We start from the raw sequence: 26,414 nt of genomic DNA, 5'->3' as shown, positions 1-26,414 counted from the left end.
GCGGACGTCTGCGAGTCGGTGCCGTCCGGGCGGGCGGGCAGGTCGGGGGCGCCGCTTCCGGTACGGGCGCGGACGGCCCGGCTCCTGGTGCTCGGCGTGGTCTTCATCTGCGCCGCCTGCGGACTGGTGTACGAGCTGGAGCTGGTCGCCCTCGCCTCGTACCTGATCGGCGACTCGGTCACCCAGGCGTCCGTGGTGCTCTCCACGATGGTCTTCGCGATGGGTGTCGGCTCGCTGCTGGCGAAGCGGCTGCGCTGGCGGGCGGCCGTGGGGTTCGGGCTGCTGGAGGCGGGACTCGCGGCGGTCGGCGGGAGCTCGGCCCTGGTGCTGTACGCGTCGTTCGCCTGGTTCGGCGGCGCGAGCTACGTCCTGGTGGGCTTCTCGCTGGCCATCGGCATCCTCATCGGCGCGGAGATCCCGCTGCTGATGACCATGATCCAGCGGATCGGCAGACAGGGGCGCAAGGCGGCCGAGGGCGACGAGGACGACGCCAGCGGCGACGTGGCCGACCTGTTCGCCGCCGACTACGTGGGCGCCCTGGTCGGCGGTCTCGCCTTCCCGTTCTTCCTGCTCCCGATGCTGGGGCAGCTCACCGGCGCCCTGGTCACCGGGGCCGTCAACACCGCCGCCGGCGGGGCCCTGGTGCTGTGGCTGTTCCGCCGCGACCTCACCCGCCGCTCACGCTGGCTCCTGATCGTGGTCAACCTGGTGGTGCTGGCCTCGCTGGCCACCGCGACCGTCCTCGTCGACGACTTCGAACGGGCCGCCAGGCGGGCCGTGTACGGGGACCGGGTGCGCGTCGCGGTCCAGACGGACGTGCAGGAGGTCGTCGTCACCGGGGAGCCGAACGGGCCGCCCGACCTCTTCCTGGACGGCAGGCTCCGCTTCTCCGGGCGCGACGAGTACCGGTACCACGAGGCGCTGGTGCATCCCGCGATGCGCGGCAGGCACGCCCGCGTCCTCGTCCTCGGCGGCGGCGACGGACTGGCCGCCCGCGAGATCCTCCGCTACCCGGACGTCACCTCGGTGACCCTGGTCGACCTCGACCCGGAACTGGTCAGGCTCGCCCGTACGGACCCCGCGCTGGTCGCCCTCAACGGCGGGGTCCACCGGGACCCCCGGCTGCACGTCGTGCACGCGGACGCGTTCGGGTGGCTGCGCTCGGCGCCGCTCGACGTCGCCCCGTACGACGTGGTGATCTCGGACCTGCCGGACCCCGGCATCACCGCGTCCACGAAGCTCTACTCGCAGGAGTTCTACGGGCTGGCCGCCGCCGTGCTCGCCCCGGACGGGCGGATCGCCGTGCACGCCGGGCCGGTCGGGGCCCGCCCGCACGACTACTGGACGGTCGAGGCGACCCTGCGCGCGGCGGGCCTGCGCACCCGCCCCTATCTGGCGAGCGGCCGTCTCTCCGCGTTCAGTGCGGGTCCTGACCGCTCGTCGGACAGTTCGCGCGCACCCCGCGACTGGGGGCTGCTCCTCGCCGGCCGCACCCGCCCCGCCCTCGGTCTCTCCCCACGGGCCCCGCGGCTGCGCTCGCTCACCTCCCCGCTGCTGCTCTCCGGCGCGCGGTCGGCGGAAGCGACCCGGACGGCAAGCCTGCCCGCCTCGACCCTGGTCCATCCGCGGTACGCGCCGTGACCGGCGAGCGGTGCGCCCCCCCCCCGCGTCCGGGCACACTCGGCGCGGCTGTTCTGCACGCCTGGGCACACTCGGCGCGAGGTTCTGCGCAGAGACGGGTGTGAACCCGGCGCGCGTGAGTAGGCTCGGGAACCATGGAGCATGAGGTGTTCGTTCCGGTTCTGCCCGAGGCCGTACGGCAGACGCTCGCCGACCCCGCCCGGGTCGCGCGCTGCGTGCCAGGCCTCCAGCAGGATGCCGACAAGACGTCCCCGCCGCTGTCCGGCCGGCTGAAGGTCAGGGCCGGTGGCCACACCATCACCTACCGGGGTGCGCTGAGCATCAGCGGTGGTCCCCAGGACGACACCTTCACCCTGACGGGCGAGGGCACCGAGGCGCGCGGGGACGGCACGGTCAAGGTCTCCCTGACCGTGCGCACCGAGGCGGCCGAGGGGGGCACGACGCTGCTCCTCACCGGCACGGCCCGGGGCGGGGGCCGCATCACCGAGCTCGACGCCCCCGCCGTGGAGGCCGCGGTACAACGGCTGCTGGAGCGCTTCACCACCCGTCTCGCGGCGGAGGCGGGCCCCTCGGAAGAGGACTCCGGGCACGGCGCGGAGGTGACACCGCCCACCCTCGACCGGCTCAGCGACGACGAGCTGGAGTTCGAGGACCCCGCCCCGGAGCCCACGCTCCGCCCGGGCGGCGAGGACCCCGACCCGGAGCCCGCACTCCGTCCGCGCGGCGAGGACCCCGATCCCGTCCCGGTGCCGCCCACCCGCGAGGAGGAGGACGAGGCGCTGCGCGAGGCACTCGACGGACTGCCCGACGACCTCCCGGAGGCCTTCCCCGAGGAGCCGCCCGCCGAGGCCGCGCACGCCCGCCGCACGATGATCGGCCGCAGCGCCGAGGAGGTCGACCACGCGCCGCCGCGCGGCCGGTACGCCCCCGTCATGGCGCCCGCCCCGGCAGCCGGCACGTTCACGCTGCGCCGTCTCGCCCCGGCGGCGGCCCTCGCGGTCGCCTCCGCGGTGGTCGTCGGGCGGGCGCTGCGCCGCCGCAGGTAGAACCGGGGCCCGTGACGGGGCCGCACGGGGCCCGGCGCTGGGTAGGGTCCCGTGCGTGGATAGCGAACAGAACAAGGACATGGGCTCCGGCGTCCTGCTGCACGCCGGAGACGTCGAGCTGACCGTCGACCCGGCCGACGGCTGCCGCGTCGAGAGCTTGCGCATCGGTGGCACCGAGGTGCTCCGCGGGCCCGAGAACGGCAAGCCCTTCGGCTGCTTCCCGATGGTGCCCTGGTGCGGGCGGACCGAGAACGGGAGGTTCCGCGACGGCGACAAGGTGCACCAGCTCCCGGTGAACTCGCCGCCGCACGCCATCCACGGCACCGGCCGCGACGCCCGCTGGCGCACCGCGGCCCGTGACGAGGCGTCGGCCTCGTTCACGTACGAGCTCACCAGCCCGTGGCCGTACAAGGGCCGGGTCACCCAGACCTTCGAGCTGACGCCGGACGCGCTCACGCTCAGCATGGGTGTCGAGACCTACGACGACTCGTTCCCCGCGCAGATCGGCTGGCACCCGTGGTTCCGGCGCAACCTGGGCTCCGGCGCGGACGTCGAGCTCGCCTTCGAGGCGGCCTGGCAGGAGGAGCGCGGCGACAACCACCTGCCGACCGGCCGCCGCGTCGACCCGCGGCCCGGCCCCTGGGACGACTGCTTCGGCATGCCGGACGGTGTCGAGGTCACCCTGACCTGGCCGCGGCAGCTGGAGATCAAGGTCACCAGCCGGGAGGAGTGGGTGGTCGTGTACGACGAGCAGGAGGCGGCCGTCTGCGTCGAACCGCAGACCGGCCCGCCGAACGGGCTCAACACCCTGCCGCGGCTGGTCACCCCGGTCGACCCCCTGGAGGCGTCGACGACCTGGGCGTGGCGGCGGCTCTCCTGACCCCCGCTTAAGCTCGTCACCATGACTGACGTACGTGCTGAGCTGCTCCAGCAGATCAAGGACAAGGCCGTGGTGCACGGCAAGGTGACCCTCTCCTCGGGTCTGGAGGCCGACTACTACATCGACCTGCGCCGGATCACCCTGGACGGGGAGGCGGCGCCGCTGGTGGGGCAGGTCATGCTCGACGCCACCGCGGCGCTCGACTACGACTGCGTCGGCGGGCTGACGCTCGGCGCCGACCCCGTCGCCACCTCGATGCTGCACGCCGCCGCTGCGCGCGGCGGCCGGATGGACGCCTTCGTCGTCCGCAAGGCGGGCAAGGCGCACGGAATGCAGCGCCGGATCGAGGGCACCGACGTCAAGGGCCGTCGCTGCCTGGTCGTCGAGGACGTGTCGACCACCGGCGGCTCCCCGATGACGGCCGTCGAGGCGGTCCGGGAGGCGGGCGGCGAGGTCGTCGGTGTCGCGGTGATCGTGGAGCGGGGAGCGGCGCCGGTGATCGACGCGGCGGGTCTGCCGTACATCAACGCGTACTCGCTGGCCGATCTGGATCTTGCCTGAACCGGCTGGTCGCTGGTCGGGCTGGATCTGGCCCGAACCGCTTGGTCGCTGGTCGGGCTGGAACTCGCCCTAACTGGTGACCTAGGTCCGGGCCTCGCGAGGGTGCGGTTCTGACCTGGGGGTTTGTCGGAGGTCGGTGTGTTTCACGTGAAACACACCGACCTCTGCGCGTTCCGGGGTGCCACCGGCGGACGCCGCCGGGTGGAGCCGGGGGGAGAGTCTGGAAAGATGGGGGCGACGATGACGTCGCCCCCAGGTCAGGGACCAGCAACGCACACCCGCATATCCCAAGGAGCGGACAGATGCCCATCGCAACCCCCGAGGTCTACGCCCAGATGCTCGACCGGGCGAAGGCGGAGAAGTTCGCCTACCCGGCGATCAACGTGACCTCGTCGCAGACTCTGCACGCGGCGCTCCGTGGCTTCGCCGAGGCCGAGAGCGACGGCATCATCCAGATCTCCACGGGCGGTGCGGAGTTCCTGGGTGGCCAGCACAACAAGGACATGGTGACCGGCGCGGTCGCCCTGGCCGAGTTCGCGCACATCGTCGCCGCGAAGTACGACATCACCGTCGCGCTGCACACGGACCACTGCCCCAAGGACAAGCTGGACACCTACGTGCGTCCGCTGATCGAGGTCTCCGCGGAGCGCGTCAAGGCCGGCCGCAACCCGCTGTTCCAGTCCCACATGTGGGACGGCTCCGCCGAGACGCTGGCCGACAACCTGGCCATCGGCCAGGAGCTGCTGGCCAAGGCCGCCGCCGCGAAGATCATCCTTGAGGTCGAGATCACCCCGACCGGCGGCGAGGAGGACGGCGTCAGCCACGAGATCAACGACGAGCTGTACACGACCGTCGACGACGCGCTGCGCACCGCTGAGGCGCTGGGCCTGGGCGAGAAGGGCCGCTACCTGCTGGCCGCCTCGTTCGGCAACGTGCACGGCGTGTACAAGCCGGGCAACGTCGTGCTGCGCCCGGAGCTGCTGAAGGACCTTCAGGAGGGCGTGGGTGCGAAGTACGGCAAGGCCGCCGGAAGCCAGCCGTTCGACTTCGTCTTCCACGGTGGGTCGGGCTCGACGGCCGAGGAGATCGCCACCGCGCTGGAGAACGGCGTCGTGAAGATGAACCTCGACACGGACACGCAGTACGCCTTCACGCGTCCGGTCGTGGACCACATGTTCCGCAACTACGACGCGGTGCTGAAGGTCGACGGCGAGGTCGGCACGAAGTCGAAGTACGACCCGCGCACGTGGGGCAAGGCGGCTGAGGCGGGCATGGCGACTCGGGTGACGGAGGCTTGTGCGGCGCTTCGGTCCACCGGGACGCGGCTGAAGTAGGTCGTTGGCGTCGGCGATGCCTTCGCCGGTGTGGGCCCGGCATTCCCGGATTGGTTCGGGGGTGCCGGGCTTTGTCGTGTGCGGGGGAGGGGGGCTGGGGATGGGATGTGCGGGTTGTTTGCGCCTGCGGCGGGCGGTGCCCCTCCCCGCCCCTTTCCCTGAGCCGCTCGCCGCGGGGCGGGTGGGTTTTGTGCGGGTGCGTTGTGGCTGGTCGCGCAGTTCCCCGCCCCTGAAGGGCGCCCCTTTGGGGGCGAGGGCCCGCGTCGTCTGAGGGGGCGGGTGGGTTTTGTGCGGGTGCGTTGTGGCTGGGCGCGCAGTTCTCCGCGCCCCTGAAGGGCGCCCCTGTGGGGGTGGTGGTTGGGGTGGCCGTGGGGGTGGGTTGCGGGGACGATGCGCGTATGGCTTTGGGTGTGAGTGGTGGTGGGCTTCGGGTTGGGAGTGGGGCCGGGCGGTGGGTGCTGCTGACCACCGTGCTCGGGTCGAGCATGGCGATGCTCGACTCCACGGTGGTCAACGTCGCCCTGCCGAGGATCGGCCGCGACCTGGGGGCCGACCTCGCGGGGCTCCAGTGGACCGTCAACGCGTACATGCTGACGCTGGCGGGGCTCATCCTGCTCGGCGGGGCGCTCGGGGACCGTTACGGGCGGCGCAAGGTCTTCGTGATCGGGGTGGTGTGGTTCGCCGCCGCCTCCCTGCTGTGCGGGCTGGCTCCCAACGCCACGGTGCTCGTCGCCGCCCGCGCCCTGCAAGGCATCGGCGGGGCGCTGCTCACCCCGGGCTCGCTCGCGCTGATCCAGGCCTCGTTCCACCCCGACGACCGGGCCCGCGCGGTCGGCCTCTGGTCGGGGCTCGGCGGCATCGGCGCCGCCGTCGGGCCCTTCCTGGGCGGCTGGCTGGTGGACGGGCCCGGCTGGCGGTGGGCGTTCCTGATCAACGTGCCGCTGGCCGCGCTCTGTGTGCCTGTCGCGCTGCGGCACGTACCGGAGTCCAGGGACCCGCGGGCGCACGGCCGGTTCGACGTGCTGGGGGCCGTCCTCGCGGCCCTCGCGCTGGCGCTGGTGACGTACGCGCTGATCGAGGCGCCGGACGGCGGGGCGTCGCTGCTCGTCATCGGGTGCGCGGTCGGCGGCGTGGTCGTCGCGGCGGCCTTCCTGTACGTGGAGCGGGTCAGGAAGGACCCGATGATGCCGCTGACGCTGTTCGCCTCCCGGCAGTTCACCGCGGTCAACGTGGTGACGCTGTGCGTGTACGCGGCGTTCAGCGGCTTCTTCTTCCTGACCGCGCTCCAGCTCCAGGTGGTGGTCGGGTACTCGGCGCTCCAGGCGGGTACGGCGATGCTGCCGACGACCGTACTGATGCTGTTCCTGTCCGCCCGCTCCGGGGCGCTCGCCCAGCGCATCGGGCCGCGCGTGCCGCTGACCGTGGGGCCGCTGCTGTGCGCGGCGGGCATGCTGCTGATGCTGCGGGTGGGCGCCGGCTCCTCGTACCTGACGGACGTGCTGCCCGCGATCGTGGTGATGGGCATGGGGATGGTGACCCTGGTGGCCCCCCTCACCGCGACCGTGCTGGCCTCGGTCGACACCGGGCAGGCCGGTCTCGCCTCCGGCATCAACAACGCCGCCGCCCGCGCGGCGGGACTCGTCGCGGTGGCGGCGCTGCCGCTGCTCGCGGGCATGGGCCCGGACGCGTACCGCTCGGCCGCGGAGTTCGGCGCCACCTTCGACCGGGCGATGCCCATGTGCGCGGGGGTGCTGGTGCTGGGCGCGCTGATCGCACTGCTGACCGTACGCAACCCCAGGCCGGACGCACACGTCCCGGAGTGCCGTACGAACTGCTCGGTCGCGGCTCCCCCGCTGGAACCCGACCGCTCCCGGGGGCAGGCAGACTAGGGGCATGGCTATTCACCAGGATCTCCTCGGGGGACCGCCCCCGACCCACCTGCCCGACGACCCGGAGCCGCGTGAGCTGCTCGCGTCCGGCGCGGCGCCCGCCGACGTCGCAGCGAAGTACCCCGCGTCGTCGCTGGCGTGGGCGCAGCTCGCCGACGACGCCTTCGAGCGCGGCAGCGTCGTCGAGTCGTACGCGTACGCGCGCACCGGTTACCACCGCGGTCTGGACTCGTTGCGCCGGGCCGGCTGGAAGGGCCACGGCCCGGTGCCGTGGGAGCACGAGCCGAACCGCGGCTTCCTGCGCGCCCTGCACGCGCTGGCCCGTGCCGCGCAGTCGATCGGCGAGCAGGAGGAGTACGACCGCTGCTCGACCTTCCTGCGCGAGTCCTCCGAGGCGGCGGCGGACACCCTGGGCTGACCGGGGACACCGGTGGCGCGCTGCCCCCACAGCCTGGGGAAAACCCGGGCGTGGGGGCAGCGGCATGTCCGGGCCGGGGCAGAACCGGGTGTGGGGGTCTGCGGCATGTGCGGCCCGGGGGAGGGCCGCGCCGCGGAGGCAGCGGGAGAGGACGCCTGTACGATCGGCGGGTTCCAGCAATGATCGTTACCGGCGCCCGGGGCCGTCCGCCCCGCTCCCCCCACCTGCCGGCGGCACCAACCAGGGGAGGGCTCTGCCGTGGGCCAGCGCGACGACCGCCGGGAGTACGCCCGGCCCGACCGCCGCTCCACCGGCCCCTGCCGGACCCGCCTCACCCGGCGCGGACGGATCATCGTCGCCCTGGCCTGCACGGCGGCGGTCCTCGGCGGTGGCGGCCTCGCGGTGGCCGCCTGGCACGACGCCGCCAGACCGGGCACCCCGTGGACGGCGGACGGGAGACCCGGCGCCACCCGCGCCCCCGGTGACGCACCCGGCGAGGTGTCCGCCGACCCGCCGAGCCGCGCACGCGGCCCCGAGACGCCGGACGCCCCCGTTCCCGAGGCCGGTACCGGTACGTTCGCCGCCGCCGGGATCTCCGGCAGGCCCGTCGGTTCGGGCTCCACCCTGCGCCGCTACCAGGTACAGGTCGAGGAGGGCAGCGGCATCGCCCCCGAGCGGGCCGCCGCCGAGATACAGGCGATCGTGGCCCACCCGCGCGGCTGGGCCAGGAACGGCAGGGGGCAGTTCCAGCTGGTGGCAGGGGGACCCGCAGAGCTCGTCATCCGCATCGCCACCCCCGACACCGCCGACCGGCTCTGCGGCGAGGTGGGCCTGGACACCGGCGGCGAGCTCAACTGCGAGACCGGCCAGGGGGTCGTGGTGAACCTGCGCCGCTGGGTGCGGGGGTCGCCGCAGTTCGCGGGGGCGCCCGCCGAGTACCGGCACCTGATCATCAACCACGAGCTGGGCCACGCCCTGGGCCTCGACCACCTCGGCTGCCCCGCCCCCGGCCGCCCCGCGCCCGTGATGATGCAGCAGATCAAGGGCCTGGAGGGATGCCACTCCAACGCCTGGCCATATGCCGCGAACGGTGCGTATCTGTCCGGCCCCGGCCGCTGAGGAGCCACCCGACCGAGCCCGGCCTATGATGCCCGCAAGGGACCGGGGCTCCGAAAATCCTTCTCGGAAGGGGCGGACCGCTACCTGGAAGTCCGTGTCTAGGAGCATGCGATGACGCACACCCCCGAGGCGCCCGGCAGCGGAGAGGCAGCGGGTCCCGAGACCCCCAACCTCGACTTCGCGGGCACCACACCGTACGAGGACTACGTCCAGGCGGACGTTCTCACCCACCTCCAGCACCCCCTCTCCGACGATCCCGGCGAGATGGTCTTCCTGGTCACCACCCAGGTCATGGAGCTGTGGTTCACGGTCATAGTCCACGAGTGGGAGACGGCTGCCGCCGCGCTGCGCGAGGAGAAGATCCCCGTCGCGCTGGAGGCCCTGAAACGCTCCACCCGCGAGCTGGAGGCCCTGAACGCCTCCTGGAAGCCGCTCGCCAACCTCACCCCCGTCCAGTTCAACTCGTACCGCAGCGCGCTCGGTGACGGCTCCGGGTTCCAGTCCGCGATGTACCGGCGGATGGAGTTCATGCTCGGCGACAAGTCCGCCTCGATGCTCGTACCGCACCGGGGGGCGCCCCGCGTGCACGACGAACTGGAGAAGGCGCTGCACCAGCCCAGCCTGTACGACGAGGTGCTGCGGCTGCTCGCCAGGCGCGGGCTGCCCGTGCCGCCCGAGGTGCTGGACCGCGACCTCTCGCAGAAGTACGTGCCCTCGCCCGAGGTCGAGGCGGTGTGGGCGCGGCTCTACGAGGCCGAGGAGGTCGGCGCCGGACGCTCCGAACTCGTCGTGCTCGGCGAGGCGCTGACCGAGGTCGGCGAGCTCGTGTGGCGATGGCGCAACGACCACCTGGTGGCGACCCGGCGCGCGATGGGCTCGAAGGTGGGCACCGGCGGCTCCGCCGGGGTGGCGTGGCTGGAGAAGCGCGCGCAGAAGAACGTCTTCCCCGAACTGTGGACGGCGCGCAGCCATGTCTGAGACCGCACAGCAGAGGAACGCGATGTCCGGGAGCAGCACCGTGTCCGAGACGTACGCGGCGCGTGCCGTCGCGCTCGACGCCGCCGACGGACTCGCCGGGTACCGCGAGCTGTTCGCCCTTCCCGAAGGGGTCGTCTACCTCGACGGGAACTCCCTCGGCGCGCTGCCCCGCGCCGTCCCGGGACGCGTCCAGGACGTGATGGCCAGGGAGTGGGGCGAGCTGCTGATCCGCTCCTGGGACGAGAGCGGCTGGTGGACGGCGCCCGAGCGGATCGGTGACCGCCTCGCCCCGCTCGTGGGCGCGGCGCCAGGACAGGTCGTGGTCGGCGACTCGACCAGCGTCAACGTCTTCAAGGCGCTGGTGGCGGCCGTGCGGCTGGTGGACGACGAGGCGCGTGACGAGATCCTCGTCGACGCGACGACCTTCCCCACCGACGGCTACATCGCGCGGTCCGCCGCCCGGATGACCGGCCGGACGCTGCGCCCGGTCCGCCCGGCGGAGGTGCCGGGCGCACTCGGGCCCCGTACCGCCGCGGTGCTCCTCAACCACGTCGACTACCGCACCGGCCGCCTGCACGACCTGCCCGGTCTCACCGCGGCGGTGCACGAGGCGGGCGCGCTCGCCGTCTGGGACCTGTGCCACAGCGCGGGCGCGCTCCCCGTGGGGCTCGACACGCACGGCGTGGACCTGGCGGTCGGCTGCACGTACAAGTACCTGAACGGCGGGCCGGGTTCGCCCGCCTACCTGTATGTCGCCGCCCGCCACCAGGAGCGTTTCGACTCGCCGCTGCCCGGCTGGACGGGCCACGCGAACCCGTTCGGGATGGCGCCCGACTACGCGCCCGCCGACGGCGCGGTGCGCGGCCGGGTGGGCACCCCCGACATCCTCTCGATGCTGGCACTCGAAGCGGCACTCGGTGTCTGGGACGGGGTCGGCGTCGACTCCGTACGGGCGAAGTCCCTCGCCCTCACGGACTTCTTCCTGGAGTGCGTACGGGACTACCTGCCGGAGGGCCGCGTGGAGGTGGTGACACCGCTCGCGCACACCGAACGCGGCAGCCAGATCTCGTTGCGCTGCGCCGACGCGGGCGAGGTGATGAAGGCGCTGATCGAGCGGGGCGTGCTGGGGGACTTCCGCCACCCGGACGTGCTGCGCTTCGGCTTCACCCCGCTGTACGTCGGGTTCGGTGACGTGGAGCGGTCCGCACGGGTGCTCGCCGAGGTGCTCCAGCGGTCCTGAGCCGCGCGCCAGGAGGCCGGCCACGTCGGGGGGAACCGTTCCCGGCGTGGCCACGCGTGCGCAAAGTGGCTGGTAGCGTCCGCGCTTAATGATCCACATGTGATCCGACAAGTGGTCCGCGGGTGAGCCACCGGCGGGCCACCGGTGATCCGTACGGGCGTGTGAACGTCCCGCCAGTGCCCGGAGGTTGAAGTCGTATGCCGAGCATGCCGAGCCGTGCGCCGTTGCCGGACGAGCCGCCCGAGCACCCGGCCGTCGCACCGGACGCCTGCGCCGCGTACGGCGATCACCCCGACCAGGTCGTCGACTTCTACGCCCCTCGGCGGGAGTCCGGGAGCGGCGGGGCCGCGCCGCTGGTCGTGGTCCTGCACGGCGGGGCGTGGCGGGCGCAGTACGACAGGCAGCACATCACCCCGTTCGCCGACTTCCTCGCCCGGCGCGGCTTCGCGGTCGCCAACGTCGAGTACCGGCGCGGCAGTTCGCTCCCGCGGCAGAACGCGGACGGTCCGTCGGCCGGCCGCTGGCCGGAGACCTTCGACGACGTGGCGGCGGCCCTCGACGCGCTGCCCCACCTGGTGAAGGAGGCGCTCCCCGAGGCCGACGTCCGGCGCACCGTACTGACCGGGCACTCGGCGGGCGGGCACCTCGCGCTCTGGGCGGCGGCCAGGCACGTCCTCCCCGAGGGCTCGCGCTGGCGCCTCGACGCCCCGCCGCAGCTGCGCGGAGTGGTCGCGCTCGCCCCGGTCGCGGACTTCGCGACGGCGGTACGACTGGACGTGTGCGGCGGCGCGGTCACCCAACTCCTGGGCGGCCCGGCGCGGTACGAGGAGCGGCAGCCGTACGCGGACCCGGCCGCGCTGCTGCCCACCGGGATCGCCACCGCCGTCGTGCAGGGCCGCACCGACACGACGGTCCCGCACGAGGTGGCGGAGGCGTACGCGGACGCGGCGGCCGGGGCCGGCGAGGTCGTCGGGCTGACGCTCCTGGAGGACGTCGGGCACTTCCCGCTGATCGACCCGGCGGCGGACGCGTGCGCGGTGGTGGCGGAGGAGATCGCACAGCTCGCGTATTAGGGAGGGGGCCTCCCCTTCCGGGAGCGCACGGACTTCCCGGCGGTTCCTCCGGGAGCACGGTTCCGCCGGGAGTAGGGGTGCGGGTAGTACCAGCGACGGACGGCAAAGGTCGCCGTGCGGGCGGACGACCTGCCGCGCCCGCCCGCCTACCTTGGGATGCGTGACCAAGACGACCGGTAGTCGAAGCCCTGAATTCCGCCTGGCGGCGCATGCGCTGGGCGGGCTGCGCGAGGACCTGCTGCGCGACCCGTTCGCGTACCGCCTGCTGCCGCCCCTGCGGCAGGGGAGTCCGCCGCTGAGCCGGCTGCCCGCCCGGATCAGGCCCCGTGCGGCGTGGGCCGTGCACGCCGTCGTCGCGGGGTTCGCACTGATCGCGGGCTACGTCGCGCTGGACTCGGCGGGCGGGGAGGTCCAGGGCTTGGTGATGGGCCTGCTCACCGCGGCTCCCGTGCTCCTCACCCTGGTCAGGCCGGTCGGCGCCTGGTGGTTCTCGCTGCTGATGATCCCGGTCACGGGCGGCCTCGGCGGGTTCGACGACGACTGGCCGCTGCCGCCCGGCATGGTCGTCGCGCACCTCGCCGTGCTCGTCGTGGTGGCGGCCAGGACCAGGCCGCGTACCGCCGTCTGGATGTGGTCGCTGTCCGCCGGGTACTTCCTGCTGGCGGAGGTGCTGCCCGCGGCCCGCAGCACCGGCAACGGCGGGCCCTTCCTGGTCGGCGCCGCCTTCCTGCTGCTGTTCGTCTGCTTCGTCCAGGTCCGCCGGGCCGGCCAGCGCGAGATCGTCGCGCAGAAGTCCGTCACCGCGGTCGAACGGGACCGCCGCACGCTCCTGGAGGAGCGCACCACCATCGCGCGCGAGCTGCACGACGTGGTGGCGCACCACATGTCGGTCGTCGCCATCCAGGCCGAGGCGGCCCCCTACCGGGTGCAGGACCCGCCGCCCGAGCTGGAACAGGCCTTCGCCACGATCCGGGAGAACGCGGTGGCCGCGCTGACCGAACTCCGGCGCGTCCTGGGCGTCGTACGGGCGTCGGACCACGAGGCGCCGGACGCCCCGCAGCCCAGGCTCGCCGACCTGGCCGGGCTGCTGGCCAACGTCCGGGACACCGGCCTGGACGTCGAGCAGGTCACCACGGGCGCGGTCCGTGAGCTCCCGCAGGGGGTCGAGCTGTCCGCGTACCGGATCGTGCAGGAGGCACTGAGCAACGTGCTGCGGCACGCGCCGGGGGCCTCCGCGCGGGTCGAGGTGAGTTACGTGATCGGCGGACTCGGACTGCGCGTGGTGAACGGTCCGGGCACGGCCGACGCCCCGCCGTCGCCCGGCGCGGGACACGGCGTGACCGGCATGAGGGAGCGGGTCGCCATGCTGGACGGCGAGATGACGGCGGAGCCGACGACGGAAGGGGGCTTCGAGGTGACGGTGTTCGTACCGGTGGCGACGGCGCCCGCCCCGGAATCACCGGCGACCGCGCGCGAGAGCGCCCCGGGGCCGATGGTGAGTGACGCGATCCCCGGACAGCCCGCCCCGGACCCCACGGTCATGGCCGACGCGGTCCCGGGCGGCACGGGCGCGGACGGCACGACCTCGGGCCACATGGCCGCCGGTGGTCAGGCGGTCCCGGGCCAAGCGACGTCCGTCGAGGACGCCGTACCGTCCGGCTCCGTACCGGCCGCCGCCATGCCGCACGGCTCCGCATCGCCCGGCTCCGCATCGCACGGCTCCGCATCGCACGGCTCCGCATCGCACAGCTCCGTGCCGTCCGGCTCCGTACAGGCAGACGCAGCACCGCCCGGCTCCGCCCGCGGGATCTCCGTGCCGCGCGGCCGGGAGGCCTCCGCGTGACGGCCGCGGCAGTGCCCCTCGACCCCCGGCCCGCCTCCGCCGACATCCGGGTCCTGATCGTCGACGACCAGATGATGGTCCGCGAGGGCTTCTCGGTGCTCCTGAACGCGATGCCCGGCATCGAGGTCGTCGGCGAGGCGGTCGACGGGCGCCAGGCGATCGCGCAGGTCGCCGCCCTGCGCCCGGACGTCGTCCTGATGGACATCCGGATGCCCGAGCTGAACGGCATCGAGGCCACCCGCGCGATCGTCGCCGGGCACCCGGACTCCAAGGTGCTCGTGCTGACCACCTTCGACCTCGACGAGTACGTCTACCAGGCCCTGCGCGCCGGGGCGTCCGGTTTCCTCCTCAAGGACGCCTCCGCCCGCCAACTGGCCGACGGGGTCCGGGTGGTGGCGGGCGGCGACGCGCTGCTGGCCCCCGCCGTCACCAAGCGGCTGATCGCCGAGTTCTCCAAGCTCACCGAACCGGTCGGCAGGCAGCCGGCCGGTGTGGCCCAGATCGGCGACCTCACCGACCGCGAGACCGAGGTACTCGTACTCATCGCGCACGGCCTCTCCAACGGGGAGATCGCCGCCCGTCTGGTCGTCGCCGAGTCCACGATCAAGACCCATGTCAGCCGGGTCCTGGTGAAACTGGGCCTGCGCGACAGGACCCAGGCGGCGGTCTTCGCGTACGAGGCGAGGCTGGTGCGGCCGGGGTAGCCGAGCGGACCACCCGGACATGTGAACCGACCTTGTTCGCGCCCGACTCCTGTAAACGGTGTTAAGTCAGCCGGCCGGGAGTTCGGCCGGTATCGGGATGCTCGGCCCGCCCCCTGCGACCATGGCCCGCATGACCGCCCACCAGGACCGCGCGTCCCTCCTCGCCGAAGCAGTCGCCCTGCGCGTCGCCGACCGCACCGAGGAGGCCAGGCAGCGGTTGCTGGCGCTGGGGGAGCGCTTCCCCGAGGACGCGGAGATCGCCTACCAGAGCGCGTGGGCGCACGACCGGCTCGGCCTGGAGGCACAGGCGGTGCCGTTCTACGAGAAGGCGCTGGCGGGGGAGCTGTCCGCCACCGACAGGCGCGGCGCGCTCCTCGGCCTCGGCAGCACGTACCGGGTCCTCGGCCGGTACGAGGAGGCGGTGCGGACCCTGCGCACCGGCAGGGACGAGTTCCCGGCCGACGGCGCACTGCGGACCTTCCTGGCGATGGCCCTCTACAACGTCGGCCAGGCCCACGAGGGCATGCAACTGCTGCTCCACCTGCTCGCGGAGACCAGCGAGGACGCGGGGGTGCGGCAGTACCGGGCGGCGATCGGGTACTACGCGAAGGACCTCGACGAAACCGAGTAGCGGGGCACCGTGCCCGTCCGGTCGGCCGAGCGGCCCCCCTCCGCCCCGCTACCCCAGGTCCCTCCTCCGTAGCCCCGTCAGGCCCGCCGCGACCAGGCATGCCGTCAGTGCGGTCAGCACCAGTACCGGTGTCCAGGACATCTCCCCGCCCGGCAGCTTCGGCAGATGGCCGAACGGCGACAGGTTCATCAGCGCGGACGGCAGGTTCAGCACCGGGCCGATCCAGCCCACCGCCAGGCACAGCCCGGTCACTCCCCAGGCGGCCGGCGCGAGTTGCGGTGCGAAGCCGTGGAGCAGTACCGCGAGCCCGCCCAGCACCCACACCGCCGGCACCTGCACCAGGCACGCACCGAGCACCGCGCCGAGGTCCTGCCCGCGTCCGGCGGCCAGCCCCAGGCCGCCCGCGAGCAGCACCGCCACCGCGCCGCCGAACGCGACGACCAGGTGTCCGGCCGCCCACCCGATCCGCCCCACCGCCCCCGCCAGCACCGGTTCGGCCCGCTGGGAGGTCTCCTCGCCGTGCAGCCGCAGCACCGAGCCCACCACGTACAGCGCGGCGACCATCCCCAGCATCCCGGCCATCGCGGCCAGGAACGCCTCGCTCATCTCCTGCTCGCCGCCCAGGCGCCGGAAGATCTCGGCGGTCCGTTCGTTGGCGCCGACGAGGTCCGTCACCGCGTCCGTCATCCCGCCGAACAGCAGCCCGCAGAGCAGGAATCCGGTCAGCCAGGCCGCCAGGCTGCCGCGCTGGAGGCGCAGGGCGAGAGCGTGGGCCGACGACAGCCGTCCGGCGGCCGGGCCGGGCCGGGCGGGCAGGAAGCTCATGCCGACGTCCCGGCGGCCGGCCAGCACCTGGGCGCCCGCGGCCAGCGCGACCGCGCCCGCCACGAGCAGCCCGAGCACCCACCACCGCTCGTCGCCGTACGGCCTGACGTTCTCCGTCCAGCCGAGCGGCGAGAGCCAGTTCAGCACCGACGAGGCGTCGGCGGTCGCCGCGTCGCCCGCCGCGCGCAGGATGAAGGCGGCGCCCAGGGCCGCCGCCGCGAGGCCCTTCGCCAGCCGTGCGCTCTCGCTGAGCTGCGCGGTCACCGCCGCCACCCCGGCGAAGAACATGCCCGTCGCGCCGATCGCGAGACCCAGCGCGAGCGCCCCGCCCGTCTCCCCGGTGGACCGGGCGAGAGCGCCGGCGACGAGCACCACCAGCGCCGCGTTGGCGACCAGCGCGGCGAGGAGCGCCGCCGCCAGGGCGGCCCGGCGGCCGACGACGGCGGCCGACAGCATCTCCTGCCGCCCGGTTTCCTCCTCCTCCCTGGTGTGCCGTACGACGACGACCAGGCTCATCGCGCCCGCCATCAGCGCCACGAACCCGCCGAGCCGCCAGGCCACCAGGCCGCCCACCGAGGGTTCGAAGACCGGTCCGTACAGTGCGCGCAGCGAGCCGTTCGCCGCCATGGACCCGGCCACCCCGGTGCGCTCGGCTGCCGTCCCGTACAGCGACTCGACGGTGCCGACGCCGCTGCTCATGGTCAGCCCGAGCGCCAGGACCCACACCGGCATCAGTACCCGGTCCCGGCGCAGCGCGAGCCGCAACAGCGCGCCCGTACCGGTCAGTTGGCGGGCGCCCGCGAGGGCAACGGCCGGCGCGCTCATCGCGCCGCCACCTCCTCGTGGCCCGCGCCGTCCGCGTCGGCGCCGTGCTCGCCGTAGTGCCGCAGGAACAGCTCCTCCAGCGTCGGTGGCGTGCTGGTCAGCGACCGCACCCCCGACGCGGTGAGCGAGCCCAGTACCGCGTCCAGCTTGTCGGTGTCGACCTGCAGCCGGACCCGGTTGCCCTGCACGTCGACGTCGTGCACGCCGGGCAGCGCGGACACCCCGTTCGGCGCGGACGCCAGCTCGGCGGTGATCGACGTACGGGTGAGGTGGCGCAGCTCCGCGAGGGAACCCGTCTCCACCGTCCGCCCCTGCCGGATGATGCTGACCCGGTCGCACAGGGCCTCGACCTCGCTGAGGAGGTGCGACGACAGCAGCACGGTCCGCCCGTCCTGCCTGGCCTCCTGCACGCACCGCTGGAACACCGACTCCATCAGGGGGTCGAGTCCGCTGGTCGGCTCGTCGAGGATCAGCAGGTCCACGTCCCGCGCCGCGAACGCCGCCACCAGGGCCACCTTCTGCCGGTTGCCCTTGGAGTACGTACGCCCCTTCTTGGTCGGATCCAGCTCGAAGCGTGCGACGAGCTCGGCCCGCCGCGCCGGGTCCAGGCCGCCGCGCAGCCTCCCGTACAGGTCGATGACCTCGCCGCCGGAGAGGTTGCGCCACAGGGTCACGTCGCCGGGGACGTACGCGATCCGGCGGTGCAGGGTGACCGCGTCGTGCCACGGGTCGCCGCCGAGCAGCCGCACCGCGCCCGCATCGGCGCGCAGCAGGCCGAGCAGGACCCGGATGGTGGTGGACTTGCCCGACCCGTTCGGACCGAGGAAGCCGTGGACCTCGCCCGCCCGGACATCGAGGTCCAGGCCGTCCAGTGCATGCGTGCGGCCGAACGACTTGTGCAGTCCGGCCACGCTGATCGCGGTGGTCATGCTTCTGAACGTACGCGCAGTTCACAAAGTTGTGAAGTTAAGGAAGCGTATAAACTCTGGCGGAAGGCCGAGCAGGGGAGACGATGTGGCAGTGACCAGCGACGACAGCACCGGACCCGCGACGGCGGACCGCCCCGAGGGCGCCGTGTCGCGCTTCGTCGAGCGCTTCGCCGGCGAGATGACGGACGCGGGCATGCAGCGCATGGCCTCCCGGGTGTTCGCCGCCCTGCTGGCCTCGGACAGCGGCTCGATGACCTCCACCGAGCTCTCCGAACAGCTGCGGATCAGCCCGGCCGCCGTTTCGGGCGCCGTCCGCTACCTCTCCCACGTCCACATGGTCCGCCGCGAACGCGAACCGGGCACCCGCCGGGACCGCTACCTGCTGCACGACGAGCTCTGGTACGAGGCGTTCGGCCGCCGGGACGCGGTACTGGTGCGCTGGGAGGCGGTCCTGCTGGAGGGCGCCGAACTGCTCGGCCAGGACAGCCCGGCAGGCCGGCGGATCGCGGAGTCGGCGGACTTCTTCGCCTTCGTCCAGCAGCAGATCCCGCTGATGATGCAGCGCTGGCGCGAGCACCGGGCGGAACTCGACCAGGACCGCCGCTGACCACCCGCGCAGTCGCGCCGGCCACGGGACACCCGCGCCGGCCGCAGGACACCCACCCCGCGCCGGCCACGGCTCACCGCGCGCCGCCTCGCCTACCCCGCCGGTACCACCAGCCCCCAGGCCCCCTCCCGTACCGTCCACGTCCGGGTCCGCACCGGGCCGCCCACCACCTCGTCGGCCCGGTAGCGGAAGTCGGGGCCCGAGACGGTGACCGAGAGGGCCCGCACCGTGGCCGGGGCGGCGGTGCGGTCGGCGGAGCCGCTGACCACCACCTCGGCCCGGCCGCCACGCGCCCGTACCGACACGCCCTGCACCGGCTCGTCCAGGTCGCTCAGCAGCACCCCGTCCGCCTCCACCCGCAGCCGGTAGGTGCGCAGCCGCGGGGGCGCGGGCCGCACCAGGGTCCGTACGAACGAACGGCAGGCGGTCCACGGCGGCCACGCCGCCCAGGCCGGCGGCGGCGTCGCGGTGATCGCGCCCGGCACCCGCAGCCCGCCGAGCACCACCCCGTCGCTGTCGTCGACCAGCAGGTCCAGCCGCCGGACCGCACCCTCCAGGACGGCCCGCGCCGCCGCGACCGTGCCCGTCGGCACACCGAGGGAACGGATCAGCGAGACGGCCTGGCCCACCGGCACCACGCCCACCGGGGCGCCGCCCGTCAGCTCTCTCTCGCGGTGCAGCAGGCCCACCGTGCGCAACAGCGCACGGTCGTCGCCGATCACCACCGGCCGCCGGCGCCCCCTGCGGGCGAGTGCCCGCGCGAACTCCTCGGAGGTCTCGGGAAGACAAATTTTGGCGCGCGCCCCGGCGCACAGCACATCCTTCGCGATACGGACGGACTCGCCGTCCGTCCGCCGGGCGACCGGGTCGATGACCACCATGAGCTGGTCGGGAGCCGACACCTCGGTCCTTCCTCGGGTAGCATCTTTGTGCAAGAGCCCCTTGCGCTATTGCGCCAGGGGCTTGGTCTATTCCGGGGCAGCGGTTCAGCGGTCAAGGCACGCGATGCATGTCGACACTGTCGTCGACGCACGTCATCGCGTACGCCCCTGACCTTGGACATGCCCCGCCCGGAAGGGGTGTACGCCTGTGCCCGCACTTGTGCTGCTCGGTGCTCAGTGGGGTGACGAAGGCAAGGGAAAGGCCACCGACCTGCTCGGTGGATCCGTCGATTACGTGGTGCGCTACCAAGGCGGCAACAACGCCGGCCACACGGTTGTCGTAGGCGACCAGAAGTACGCGCTGCATCTTCTCCCTTCCGGAATCCTCTCTCCTGGGTGCACGCCGGTCATCGGAAACGGTGTCGTCGTCGATCCCGCCGTCCTGCTCTCCGAGCTGAGTGGGCTGAACGACCGCGGTGTCGACACGTCCAAGCTTCTGATCAGCGGCAACGCCCACCTGATCACGCCGTACAACGTCACGGTCGACAAGGTGACGGAACGGTTCCTCGGCAAGCGGAAGATCGGTACGACCGGCCGTGGCATCGGCCCGACGTACGCGGACAAGATCAACCGGACCGGTATCCGCGTCCAGGACCTCTACGACGAGTCGATCCTCACCCAGAAGGTCGAAGCGGCGCTGGAGACCAAGAACCAGCTGCTCACGAAGCTCTACAACCGCCGCGCCATCGAGGCCGGGAAGATCGTCGAGGAGATGCTCCAGTACGCGGAGCAGATCAAGCCCTTCGTCGCCGACACCACCCTGATCCTCAACAAGGCGCTGGACGACGACAAGGTGGTCCTCTTCGAGGGCGGCCAGGGCACGCTGCTCGACGTCGACCACGGCACGTACCCCTTCGTCACCTCCTCGAACCCGACCGCGGGCGGCGCCTGCACGGGTGCGGGCGTGGGGCCGACGAAGATCAGCCGGGTCATCGGCATCCTCAAGGCGTACACGACGCGGGTCGGCGCGGGCCCGTTCCCGACCGAACTCCACGACGAGGACGGCGAGGCGCTGCGCCGCATCGGTGGCGAGCGCGGTGTCACCACCGGCCGTGACCGCCGCTGCGGCTGGTTCGACGCCCCGATCGCCCGCTACGCCACGCGCGTCAACGGCCTGACGGACTTCTTCCTCACCAAGCTCGACGTGCTGACCGGCTGGGAGGAGATCCCCGTCTGCGTCGCGTACGAGATCGACGGCAAGCGCGTCGAGGAGCTTCCGTACTCGCAGACCGACTTCCACCACGCGAAGCCGATCTACGAGAACCTCCCCGGCTGGTCCGAGGACATCACCAAGGCCAAGACCTTCGCCGACCTGCCGAAGAACGCGCAGGCGTACGTGAAGGCCCTGGAGGAGATGTCGGGCGCACCGATCTCCGCCATCGGCGTCGGCCCCGGCCGCACCGAGACGATCGAGATCAACTCCTTCATCTGAGGGAGAGCGGCCCCCGCGCGCGGGAGCCGGCAGCAACGGAAAGGGGGCGTCCGGACGGTGGTCCGGGCGCCCCCTTCGCCATGCCCGCGTGAGGGTGGTCCCGGCGCCCCCTTCGCCATGCCCGCGTGCGGTGCTCCGGGCACCCCCCCCCGCCATGCCCGAGCGCGCTGTCCGCGTGCGGCTTCGCGCACGGTTTGGGCGGAGATCTGGTTCCCCCGCCCCTCCCGGCCGTGCGAGAACTTCCCTCCCGGGCTTGTGAGAACCCTGGTCAACAGGCGTACCCCTTGGTAACTTGCGGCGCTGTTACCGCGAGGTAACACCCCCACGCCATCCCCGTGTTCCATGAGACGAATCCGAGGGAACCATGCACCGCATCGCACCGGGCAAGCTGGCCACCGCCGTCTTCACCGCTCTGGCCGTCACCGCCGTCCCGTTGGCCACCACCGCGTCGGCCGCCCCCAGCACCCTCGCTCCGCAGGCGTCCTCCGCAGCAGCAGCTGCCGCCGCGAAGGACACCTTCTACACCTACGACGGCAGCAAGCCCCTCGCCTCGTACGCGCCCGGCGACGTGCTGAAGACGCGGACGATGAACTACCACGTCCTCGGCATCGGCACGCCGGTCAAGGCCACCCAGCTGCTGTTCCGCACGGTCGACGCCAAGGGCCGGCCGTCCGCCGGGGTGACCTCGATCGTGCGCAGCCCCAGCGGTGACGGCAGCAAGGCGGTGTCGTACCAGTCGTTCTACGACTCCCTCGACCCCGAGCACGGGCCCTCCCGGGCGATCGCGGGCGATGTCTCCCTCGGCGGCCTGATCGCCAACGGCGAGTCGCTCCTCATGGTTCCGCTGCTGCTGGCGGGCTACAACGTGGTCATCCCCGACACCGAGGGGCAGACCGCCAACTTCGCGGCGGGACCCGAGTACGGGACGAACACCCTGGACTCGATCCGGGCCGCGAGCCGCTCCCCGGAGACCGGTCTGAACCCCACCACCCGGTTCGGCATGGCCGGTTACTCCGGCGGGGCCATCGCCACCCACTGGGCCGCCGCCCTCGCACCGAGCTACGCGCCGGACGTCAACAGGAGACTGGTGGGCTACGCCGAGGGCGGGCTGCTGGTGAACCCGGCGCACAACCTCAAGTACATCGGCGGCAGTTCGATCTGGGCGGGCGTCGCCCCCATGGCCGTCATCGGGGCGGCCCGCGCGTACGACATCGACTTCACGCCCTACCTGAACAGCTACGGCCTCCAGGTCTTCAAGAAGCTGGAGAAGGCGTCGATCATCAACGCGCTGGGCCAGTACCCGGGGCTGACCTGGAAGAAGCTGGTGAAACCGCAGTACGAGAACCCGAACTCGGTGGCCCCCTTCCTGGAGGCCGTGAACAAGCTCAACCTCGGCTCGGCCGCCACCCCGCAGATCCCCGGCTACATCGCCCAGGGCAACGGAGGCGTCTTCGAGGGGACCCTCAGCAACCTGCCGGGCATCGGCAGGGGCGACGGGGTGATGGTCGCGGGCGACGTGCGCGGGCTGGCGCGGCAGTACTGCGACAAGGGCAACGCGGCGATCAAGTACGACCAGTTCGAGCTGCTGAGCCACGTCGGGGCGGCCGTGCCGTGGGCGCCCACCGCGCTGGGCTGGCTGAACGACCGGTTCGCCGGCAAGAAGGCACCGTCGGACTGCGGGCGGATCCCGGCGGGCAACTCGCTGGAGCCGGAGGTTCCGGCGGCGGGGTAGCGGGGCGGCGCGCCCGGGGCTGCCTCAGCCCCACGGCCCCGGGCGCGCGACCGGCCGCCTCCACGGCCCCGGGCAGACGGGGCGACCGCCTCCACGGCCCCGGGCGCGCGACCGGCCGCCTCCACGCTCCCGGGCACGCGACCGGCCGCCGCCGGCTCCGTTCACCCCTCCCCGTTTCCCCCGAGCCCGCGGAAGGGTGCCGCGGGACCGGTCACGGTACGAGGCGGTGGGGCACGCCGGGCGGTGCAGCGCCCAGTGTTCGCCGGACGTTCATCCCCGGGGTCGTCAGATCAGGCTGAGCGAGCGCATCGCGTCGTACTCGACCCGCGAGAGCTCCTGGAGGAGGGCGGCAGCCTGAGCGAGGTCGTCCGGATCGCCCGATTCACCGGCTGCCGCGACGAGTTCGGCCACCCGTGTCCAGTGGGCGGCGGCCTCGGTGTACAGGCCGAGGCCGGTGCGCAGACGATCGCTGTCGACGAGCTGTGCGCACTCGGTGAGGAAGTCCCGGTAGAGGTTGCGGAACAGTGCGCCGCCGGTCCCCGCCCGTTCCATGAGGAGTGCGGCCCGCGGCAGGTCCTCCCGCGGATTCCCGCTGCGCCGCAGCCACTTCGGCACCTGCTCGGCTGCCTTCGCGATGCCCCGGTGGCCGAGGTTCGCGATGGGCGGGTTCAGGAAGGCTTCGGCGCAGGCGCGGATCGCGGGGACGATCCGGTCCTGCGGGGGCACCGGGCGGCCGGGCGCCGTGAGGGTGAACGACCGGTGCCTGGCCGTCATGGGGCCGCGCTCGGCCCTGGCCCTGGCCAGGCCGGTGAGGGAGGTGGTGACGGCTCCGCCCTGCGGCGCGGTGTCCACCAGGTACGCGTTCTCCTCGTCGTAGCCGTACATCGCCACGACGTGCCCGCCGAAGTGCACCTTGGTGTCGAAGTGGTCCAGGTGGTAGCTGTCCAGCTGCAGGCCGACGGGCCGCCCGGCGTCGAGGTGCGCCACCACCTGCTGCCAGGCCCTGCGCGGCGAGGTGGTCTCCTCGACCAGGAGGCCGAGGCCCAGGGTGGCGGCCAGGTTCCTGGTGAGCTCGAACGGCTTGACCCGGCCGCCCAGGAAGGGGAAGCCCATGCTCTTGCTGTCCCAGTAGAAGAAGGAGAGCCCCGAGCCGAGCCCGAACAGCATCGGCTCGGACAGGTCGATCCCCTCGTGCCGCAGCAGCACGCCGAGGGCGGTCGTCTCGCAGTGCTGCATCCCGCGGGCGTCCGCGCCCTGCACCATGGCCATGGGGTCCATTCTCCCGGTTTGCCCGCTTGCCCGCTTGCCCGCTTGCCCGCTCGCCGTTGTGGGGGCGGTGGCCAGTGGTGTGTCCTCAGCCCGACTTCGTGTAGGTCACCGATTTGTTGTCCGCCGTCGTACGGCGCATCCGTCCGTCCGGCAGCAGCACCAGCTCGGACTCCCGTCCCGGGGTGCACGTCGGGGTGGGACCGACGACGACCCTGGAGGGGCCCAGGTGGACCGGCCCGTCCGGCGGGGTCACCGAGGTCAGCTCGGCCTCGAAGAGACAGTGGTAACTCCCGCTCCCGGCCGGCCCGTCGGCCGTCAGCGACATGACGGTGTCCCCGGTCTCGCCCTGCCGCAGCGTGAGCCCGCGGGTGCTCGTGCCCGCGTCCCCGGCCACCGTCCCCCGCCATGTTCCGAGGAAGCCGCCGGGGACCGTTCCGGCGGTGGCAGGGGCGCCGCTGCTGCCCGGTGCGGAGGAGGAACCGGGGGAGCCGGACCCTTCGGCGGGGGAGGAGGCGGCGCTGCGCGGGGACGTCGGGCTGCCGGAGGCCCCCGCGTCGGTCACCTGACTGTCGTCGCCGCCGCGCATGAACGCGTAGACCGAGCCACCCGCGCCGAGCGCGACGACGAGTGCGACGGCGATCAGTGCGAAGGTGGCGCGGTTGCTGCGGGGCGAGGGCTCGGGCGAGGACCCCGGCCCGGAACCGGGGACGCCGCCACCGGGGTAGGTGTAGCCGTAACTCCCGTACTGCGGTTGCTGGTTCGGATACCCGTAACCGGCGGCGGGTTGCGGCGGCGGCTGGTTCGGGTATCCGTAACCTCCGCCGGGCTGCGGCTGCTGCTGGTCCGGATATCCGTATCCGCCGGGCTGGGCCTGCTGGTGGCCCGGGTACCCGTAACCGCCCTGCTGTGCCTGCTGGTTCGGGTATGCGTACGGTCCGGACGCGGTGGGGGGCAGGGCGGGCAGTGGCGACTGCGCCGGCGACTGGGGCGGCGGAGGTGTGCCGGGGCTCCGCGGGACGCCGGGTGCGGGAGGGCCGCCCGGGGCGGCGGGAGGGGTGCCGACGACCACGGTGGGCATGGAGTGCACACCGCCCCCGCCGCCGGGTGTGCCGGGGGCTGCCGGTGGGCCGGCGGGTTCCTGCGCGCCCGCGCCCCCGGCCCGCGACTCGGGTGCGCCCGGTGGGTCCGCCGCCTGCGCCTCGGATGTGCCCGGAGGGTCCCCGGCCTGCGCCTCGGGTGTGCCCGGTGGGTTCGCGGCAGGCTCCGCCGGGGGCAACGCGCCCGCCGGAAGCGACGTCGTCGGGTTCTCCAGGTCGAGCAACTGCACGGCGTGGATGCCCAGTTGGGCCACCAGTGTCGCGGGCAGCCACGGCTCGCCCGCCGCCGGGGCGGGGCCCGTACGGGCCAGGACCCGGTCGAGGGCGGGACGCGCCGCGGGCGGTTTCTGCAGACAGTCGCGGATCAGGTCGTGCAGGGACTCCGGTACGTCGGCGAGGTCCGGCGGCTCCTGCGCGATGCGGAACATCAACGCGTGCACACCGCTGTGGGCCGTACCGAAGGGGAGGCGGCCGGTGGCCGCGTACGAGAGGACCGAACCGAGGCAGAAGACGTCGCAGGCGGTGGTGACCCGGTCCCCGCGGATCTGCTCGGGGGCCATGAAGCCGGGCGAGCCGACCAGCGCTCCGGTGCGGGTCAGTCCGCTGTCGGTGACCGTCTCCAGGGCGCGCGCGATGCCGAAGTCGATGACCCGCGGGCCGTCGATGGTGACCAGGACGTTGGAGGGCTTGAGGTCCCGGTGGATGAGGCCCGCGGCGTGGATGTCCTGGAGGGCGCGGGTGAGACCGGCCGCCAGGACGAGCACCGAGCGTTCGGGGAGCGGGCCGTGGCCGCCGGAGACCACCTGCTGGAGGGTGGGCCCCGCGACGTAACCTGTGGCCACCCAGGGGACTTCGGCTTCCGTGTCCGCGTCGAGGACGGGCGCGGTCCAGTGCCCGCCGACCCGGCGCGCCGCCTGCACCTCCTGGCGGAAGCGCGAGCGGAACTCCTCCTGCTCGGCGAGCTCCCGCCGTACGAGTTTCACCGCGACGGTGCGACCGCGGTCCGAGCGGGCCAGGAAGACCTGGCCCATCCCGCCCGCGCCGAGGCGCGCCAGCAGTCGGTAGTCGCCGATGTGGCGGGGGTCCGAGGGCCCCAGTTTCTCCATGGCCATGATTGCTGCGCCACCCTCCCCCGATGTGCCGCCGATGGGCCGAGGATAGTGCCGCCGTACGACAATCGGGTCCGGTGCGTGCCACCGTTCCGTCACTGTCGCGTCGGGGCGGTGTCACTGTGGGTGCTGTGGTGGAAGACGCCGTGGGGGATTTCGTCGGCCGCCGGTGGAATCCGTCGCGGGGGGTTGCGCGGACCGCCGGTGGAAGCCGCCGCGGGGGTTGTGCGGGCCGCCGGTGGTAGCCGCCGCCGGGGGTTTCGCCGGGCGCCTCTCGACACCCTGCCGACC

Annotated in this window: 21 protein-coding genes and 1 pseudogene; 17 read left to right on the top strand and 5 right to left on the bottom strand. The window is 73.2% G+C overall.

Annotated features, from left to right (window positions below; translation table 11 throughout):
• Window positions 1–18: 18 nt before the first annotated feature.
• The 14 genes and pseudogenes from ACIQM4_RS10300 to ACIQM4_RS10235 all read left to right on the top strand — a co-directional run bounded on the left by ACIQM4_RS10300 (window position 19) and on the right by ACIQM4_RS10235 (window position 15,357).
• Entirely contained in the window at window positions 19–1,641 is a 1,623-nt protein-coding gene (locus ACIQM4_RS10300) for a polyamine aminopropyltransferase (RefSeq protein ID WP_401590112.1), read from the top strand.
• 134 nt (window positions 1,642–1,775) lie between these two features.
• Window positions 1,776–2,687, top strand: a complete 912-nt coding sequence (locus tag ACIQM4_RS10295; protein ID WP_401588777.1) for an SRPBCC domain-containing protein — start codon at window positions 1,776–1,778, stop codon at window positions 2,685–2,687.
• Between the two features lie 79 nt (window positions 2,688–2,766).
• On the top strand, window positions 2,767–3,567 hold the full coding sequence (locus tag ACIQM4_RS10290; protein ID WP_401590109.1) for an aldose 1-epimerase: 801 nt from the start codon (window positions 2,767–2,769) through the stop codon (window positions 3,565–3,567).
• Window positions 3,568–3,588: 21 nt separating this feature from the next.
• On the top strand, window positions 3,589–4,128 hold the full coding sequence (gene pyrE / locus ACIQM4_RS10285) for an orotate phosphoribosyltransferase (protein WP_401588774.1): 540 nt from the start codon (window positions 3,589–3,591) through the stop codon (window positions 4,126–4,128).
• A gap of 302 nt (window positions 4,129–4,430) precedes the next feature.
• Entirely contained in the window at window positions 4,431–5,462 is a 1,032-nt protein-coding gene (fbaA, locus tag ACIQM4_RS10280; RefSeq protein ID WP_401588772.1) for a class II fructose-bisphosphate aldolase, read from the top strand.
• Between the two features lie 398 nt (window positions 5,463–5,860).
• Window positions 5,861–7,351 (top strand): MFS transporter, encoded by a 1,491-nt coding sequence (locus tag ACIQM4_RS10275; protein WP_401588769.1) that lies wholly within the window; start codon window positions 5,861–5,863, stop codon window positions 7,349–7,351.
• 4 nt (window positions 7,352–7,355) lie between these two features.
• On the top strand, window positions 7,356–7,769 hold the full coding sequence (locus tag ACIQM4_RS10270) for a DUF3151 domain-containing protein (RefSeq protein ID WP_401588766.1): 414 nt from the start codon (window positions 7,356–7,358) through the stop codon (window positions 7,767–7,769).
• 258 nt (window positions 7,770–8,027) lie between these two features.
• Window positions 8,028–8,888: a DUF3152 domain-containing protein gene (locus ACIQM4_RS10265; protein WP_401588763.1), complete on the top strand. Its 861-nt coding sequence runs from the start codon at window positions 8,028–8,030 to the stop codon at window positions 8,886–8,888.
• A gap of 111 nt (window positions 8,889–8,999) precedes the next feature.
• Window positions 9,000–9,866: a tryptophan 2,3-dioxygenase family protein gene (locus ACIQM4_RS10260; RefSeq protein WP_401588760.1), complete on the top strand. Its 867-nt coding sequence runs from the start codon at window positions 9,000–9,002 to the stop codon at window positions 9,864–9,866.
• A 22-nt stretch (window positions 9,867–9,888) separates the two neighbouring features.
• Window positions 9,889–11,106 carry a kynureninase gene (gene kynU, locus ACIQM4_RS10255; protein WP_401590106.1) on the top strand — a complete coding sequence of 406 codons (1,218 nt, stop codon included), beginning with the start codon at window positions 9,889–9,891 and terminating at the stop codon, window positions 11,104–11,106.
• Window positions 11,107–11,303: 197 nt separating this feature from the next.
• The gene (locus tag ACIQM4_RS10250; protein ID WP_401588757.1) at window positions 11,304–12,179 is read left to right on the top strand and encodes an alpha/beta hydrolase family protein; all 876 of its coding nucleotides are present in this window, start codon (window positions 11,304–11,306) and stop codon (window positions 12,177–12,179) included.
• Between the two features lie 160 nt (window positions 12,180–12,339).
• A pseudogene (locus tag ACIQM4_RS10245) lies at window positions 12,340–13,638 on the top strand (sensor histidine kinase); the annotation flags it as partial.
• Window positions 13,639–14,018: 380 nt separating this feature from the next.
• A complete protein-coding gene (locus ACIQM4_RS10240; RefSeq protein WP_401588755.1) occupies window positions 14,019–14,726 on the top strand; it encodes a response regulator in 708 nt (235 codons plus the stop codon).
• A gap of 130 nt (window positions 14,727–14,856) precedes the next feature.
• On the top strand, window positions 14,857–15,357 hold the full coding sequence (locus ACIQM4_RS10235) for a tetratricopeptide repeat protein (RefSeq protein WP_401588752.1): 501 nt from the start codon (window positions 14,857–14,859) through the stop codon (window positions 15,355–15,357).
• 48 nt (window positions 15,358–15,405) lie between these two features.
• Here ACIQM4_RS10235 and ACIQM4_RS10230 read toward each other — a convergent pair whose 3' ends face one another.
• Together ACIQM4_RS10230 and ACIQM4_RS10225 are read right to left on the bottom strand one after the other, a co-directional pair.
• Window positions 15,406–17,007, bottom strand: coding sequence for an ABC transporter permease (locus tag ACIQM4_RS10230; protein WP_401588749.1), 1,602 nt, complete (start codon window positions 17,005–17,007; stop codon window positions 15,406–15,408).
• Complete coding sequence (locus ACIQM4_RS10225; RefSeq protein ID WP_401588746.1) at window positions 17,004–17,936, bottom strand: ATP-binding cassette domain-containing protein; 933 nt, start codon at window positions 17,934–17,936, stop codon at window positions 17,004–17,006. The genes ACIQM4_RS10230 and ACIQM4_RS10225 overlap by 4 nt, the downstream gene beginning before the upstream one ends.
• A 178-nt stretch (window positions 17,937–18,114) precedes the next feature.
• Here ACIQM4_RS10225 and ACIQM4_RS10220 point away from each other — a divergent pair, with 178 nt between their 5' ends.
• Window positions 18,115–18,543: a GbsR/MarR family transcriptional regulator gene (locus ACIQM4_RS10220; protein WP_401590103.1), complete on the top strand. Its 429-nt coding sequence runs from the start codon at window positions 18,115–18,117 to the stop codon at window positions 18,541–18,543.
• Between the two features lie 92 nt (window positions 18,544–18,635).
• Here the strand turns inward: ACIQM4_RS10220 and ACIQM4_RS10215 are convergent, their stop codons facing one another.
• Entirely contained in the window at window positions 18,636–19,424 is a 789-nt protein-coding gene (locus ACIQM4_RS10215; protein WP_401590100.1) for a diacylglycerol kinase, read from the bottom strand.
• Between the two features lie 208 nt (window positions 19,425–19,632).
• Between ACIQM4_RS10215 and ACIQM4_RS10210 the strand changes: the two genes are divergently transcribed.
• Window positions 19,633–20,916, top strand: coding sequence for an adenylosuccinate synthase (locus ACIQM4_RS10210; protein WP_401588744.1), 1,284 nt, complete (start codon window positions 19,633–19,635; stop codon window positions 20,914–20,916).
• Between the two features lie 364 nt (window positions 20,917–21,280).
• Window positions 21,281–22,648 carry a lipase family protein gene (locus tag ACIQM4_RS10205; protein WP_401588742.1) on the top strand — a complete coding sequence of 456 codons (1,368 nt, stop codon included), beginning with the start codon at window positions 21,281–21,283 and terminating at the stop codon, window positions 22,646–22,648.
• 285 nt (window positions 22,649–22,933) lie between these two features.
• On the opposite strand, the gene ACIQM4_RS10200 is transcribed toward ACIQM4_RS10205, so the two are convergent.
• Both ACIQM4_RS10200 and ACIQM4_RS10195 read right to left on the bottom strand, forming a co-directional pair.
• Window positions 22,934–23,917, bottom strand: a complete 984-nt coding sequence (locus ACIQM4_RS10200) for a BtrH N-terminal domain-containing protein (RefSeq protein ID WP_401588739.1) — start codon at window positions 23,915–23,917, stop codon at window positions 22,934–22,936.
• Between the two features lie 85 nt (window positions 23,918–24,002).
• Window positions 24,003–26,126, bottom strand: a complete 2,124-nt coding sequence (locus ACIQM4_RS10195; protein ID WP_401588736.1) for a protein kinase — start codon at window positions 26,124–26,126, stop codon at window positions 24,003–24,005.
• Window positions 26,127–26,414: the final 288 nt, after the last annotated feature.

It is taken from the genome of Streptomyces sp. NPDC091272 (assembly GCF_044757485.1).
GTDB lineage: Bacteria > Actinomycetota > Actinomycetes > Streptomycetales > Streptomycetaceae > Streptomyces.
Note: the sequence above shows the minus strand (reverse complement) of the source record. Positions and strands in the feature narration are given on the sequence as shown.

Bases quoted from the DNA above. Each gene is read 5' to 3' on its own strand.
- ACIQM4_RS10295 (WP_401588777.1), top strand. From the start codon at position 1,776: ATGGAGCATGAGGTGTTCGTTCCGGTTCTGCCCGAGGCCGTACGGCAG.
- ACIQM4_RS10290 (WP_401590109.1), top strand. From the start codon at position 2,767: ATGGGCTCCGGCGTCCTGCTGCACGCCGGAGACGTCGAGCTGACCGTC.
- pyrE (WP_401588774.1), top strand. From the start codon at position 3,589: ATGACTGACGTACGTGCTGAGCTGCTCCAGCAGATCAAGGACAAGGCC.
- fbaA (WP_401588772.1), top strand. From the start codon at position 4,431: ATGCCCATCGCAACCCCCGAGGTCTACGCCCAGATGCTCGACCGGGCG.
- ACIQM4_RS10275 (WP_401588769.1), top strand. From the start codon at position 5,861: ATGGCTTTGGGTGTGAGTGGTGGTGGGCTTCGGGTTGGGAGTGGGGCC.
- ACIQM4_RS10270 (WP_401588766.1), top strand. From the start codon at position 7,356: ATGGCTATTCACCAGGATCTCCTCGGGGGACCGCCCCCGACCCACCTG.
- ACIQM4_RS10260 (WP_401588760.1), top strand. From the start codon at position 9,000: ATGACGCACACCCCCGAGGCGCCCGGCAGCGGAGAGGCAGCGGGTCCC.
- kynU (WP_401590106.1), top strand. From the start codon at position 9,889: ATGTCCGGGAGCAGCACCGTGTCCGAGACGTACGCGGCGCGTGCCGTC.
- ACIQM4_RS10250 (WP_401588757.1), top strand. From the start codon at position 11,304: ATGCCGAGCATGCCGAGCCGTGCGCCGTTGCCGGACGAGCCGCCCGAG.
- ACIQM4_RS10235 (WP_401588752.1), top strand. From the start codon at position 14,857: ATGACCGCCCACCAGGACCGCGCGTCCCTCCTCGCCGAAGCAGTCGCC.
- ACIQM4_RS10230 (WP_401588749.1), bottom strand. From the start codon at position 17,007: ATGAGCGCGCCGGCCGTTGCCCTCGCGGGCGCCCGCCAACTGACCGGT.
- ACIQM4_RS10225 (WP_401588746.1), bottom strand. From the start codon at position 17,936: ATGACCACCGCGATCAGCGTGGCCGGACTGCACAAGTCGTTCGGCCGC.
- ACIQM4_RS10220 (WP_401590103.1), top strand. From the start codon at position 18,115: ATGACGGACGCGGGCATGCAGCGCATGGCCTCCCGGGTGTTCGCCGCC.
- ACIQM4_RS10215 (WP_401590100.1), bottom strand. From the start codon at position 19,424: ATGGTGGTCATCGACCCGGTCGCCCGGCGGACGGACGGCGAGTCCGTC.
- ACIQM4_RS10205 (WP_401588742.1), top strand. From the start codon at position 21,281: ATGCACCGCATCGCACCGGGCAAGCTGGCCACCGCCGTCTTCACCGCT.
- ACIQM4_RS10200 (WP_401588739.1), bottom strand. From the start codon at position 23,917: ATGGCCATGGTGCAGGGCGCGGACGCCCGCGGGATGCAGCACTGCGAG.
- ACIQM4_RS10195 (WP_401588736.1), bottom strand. From the start codon at position 26,126: ATGGCCATGGAGAAACTGGGGCCCTCGGACCCCCGCCACATCGGCGAC.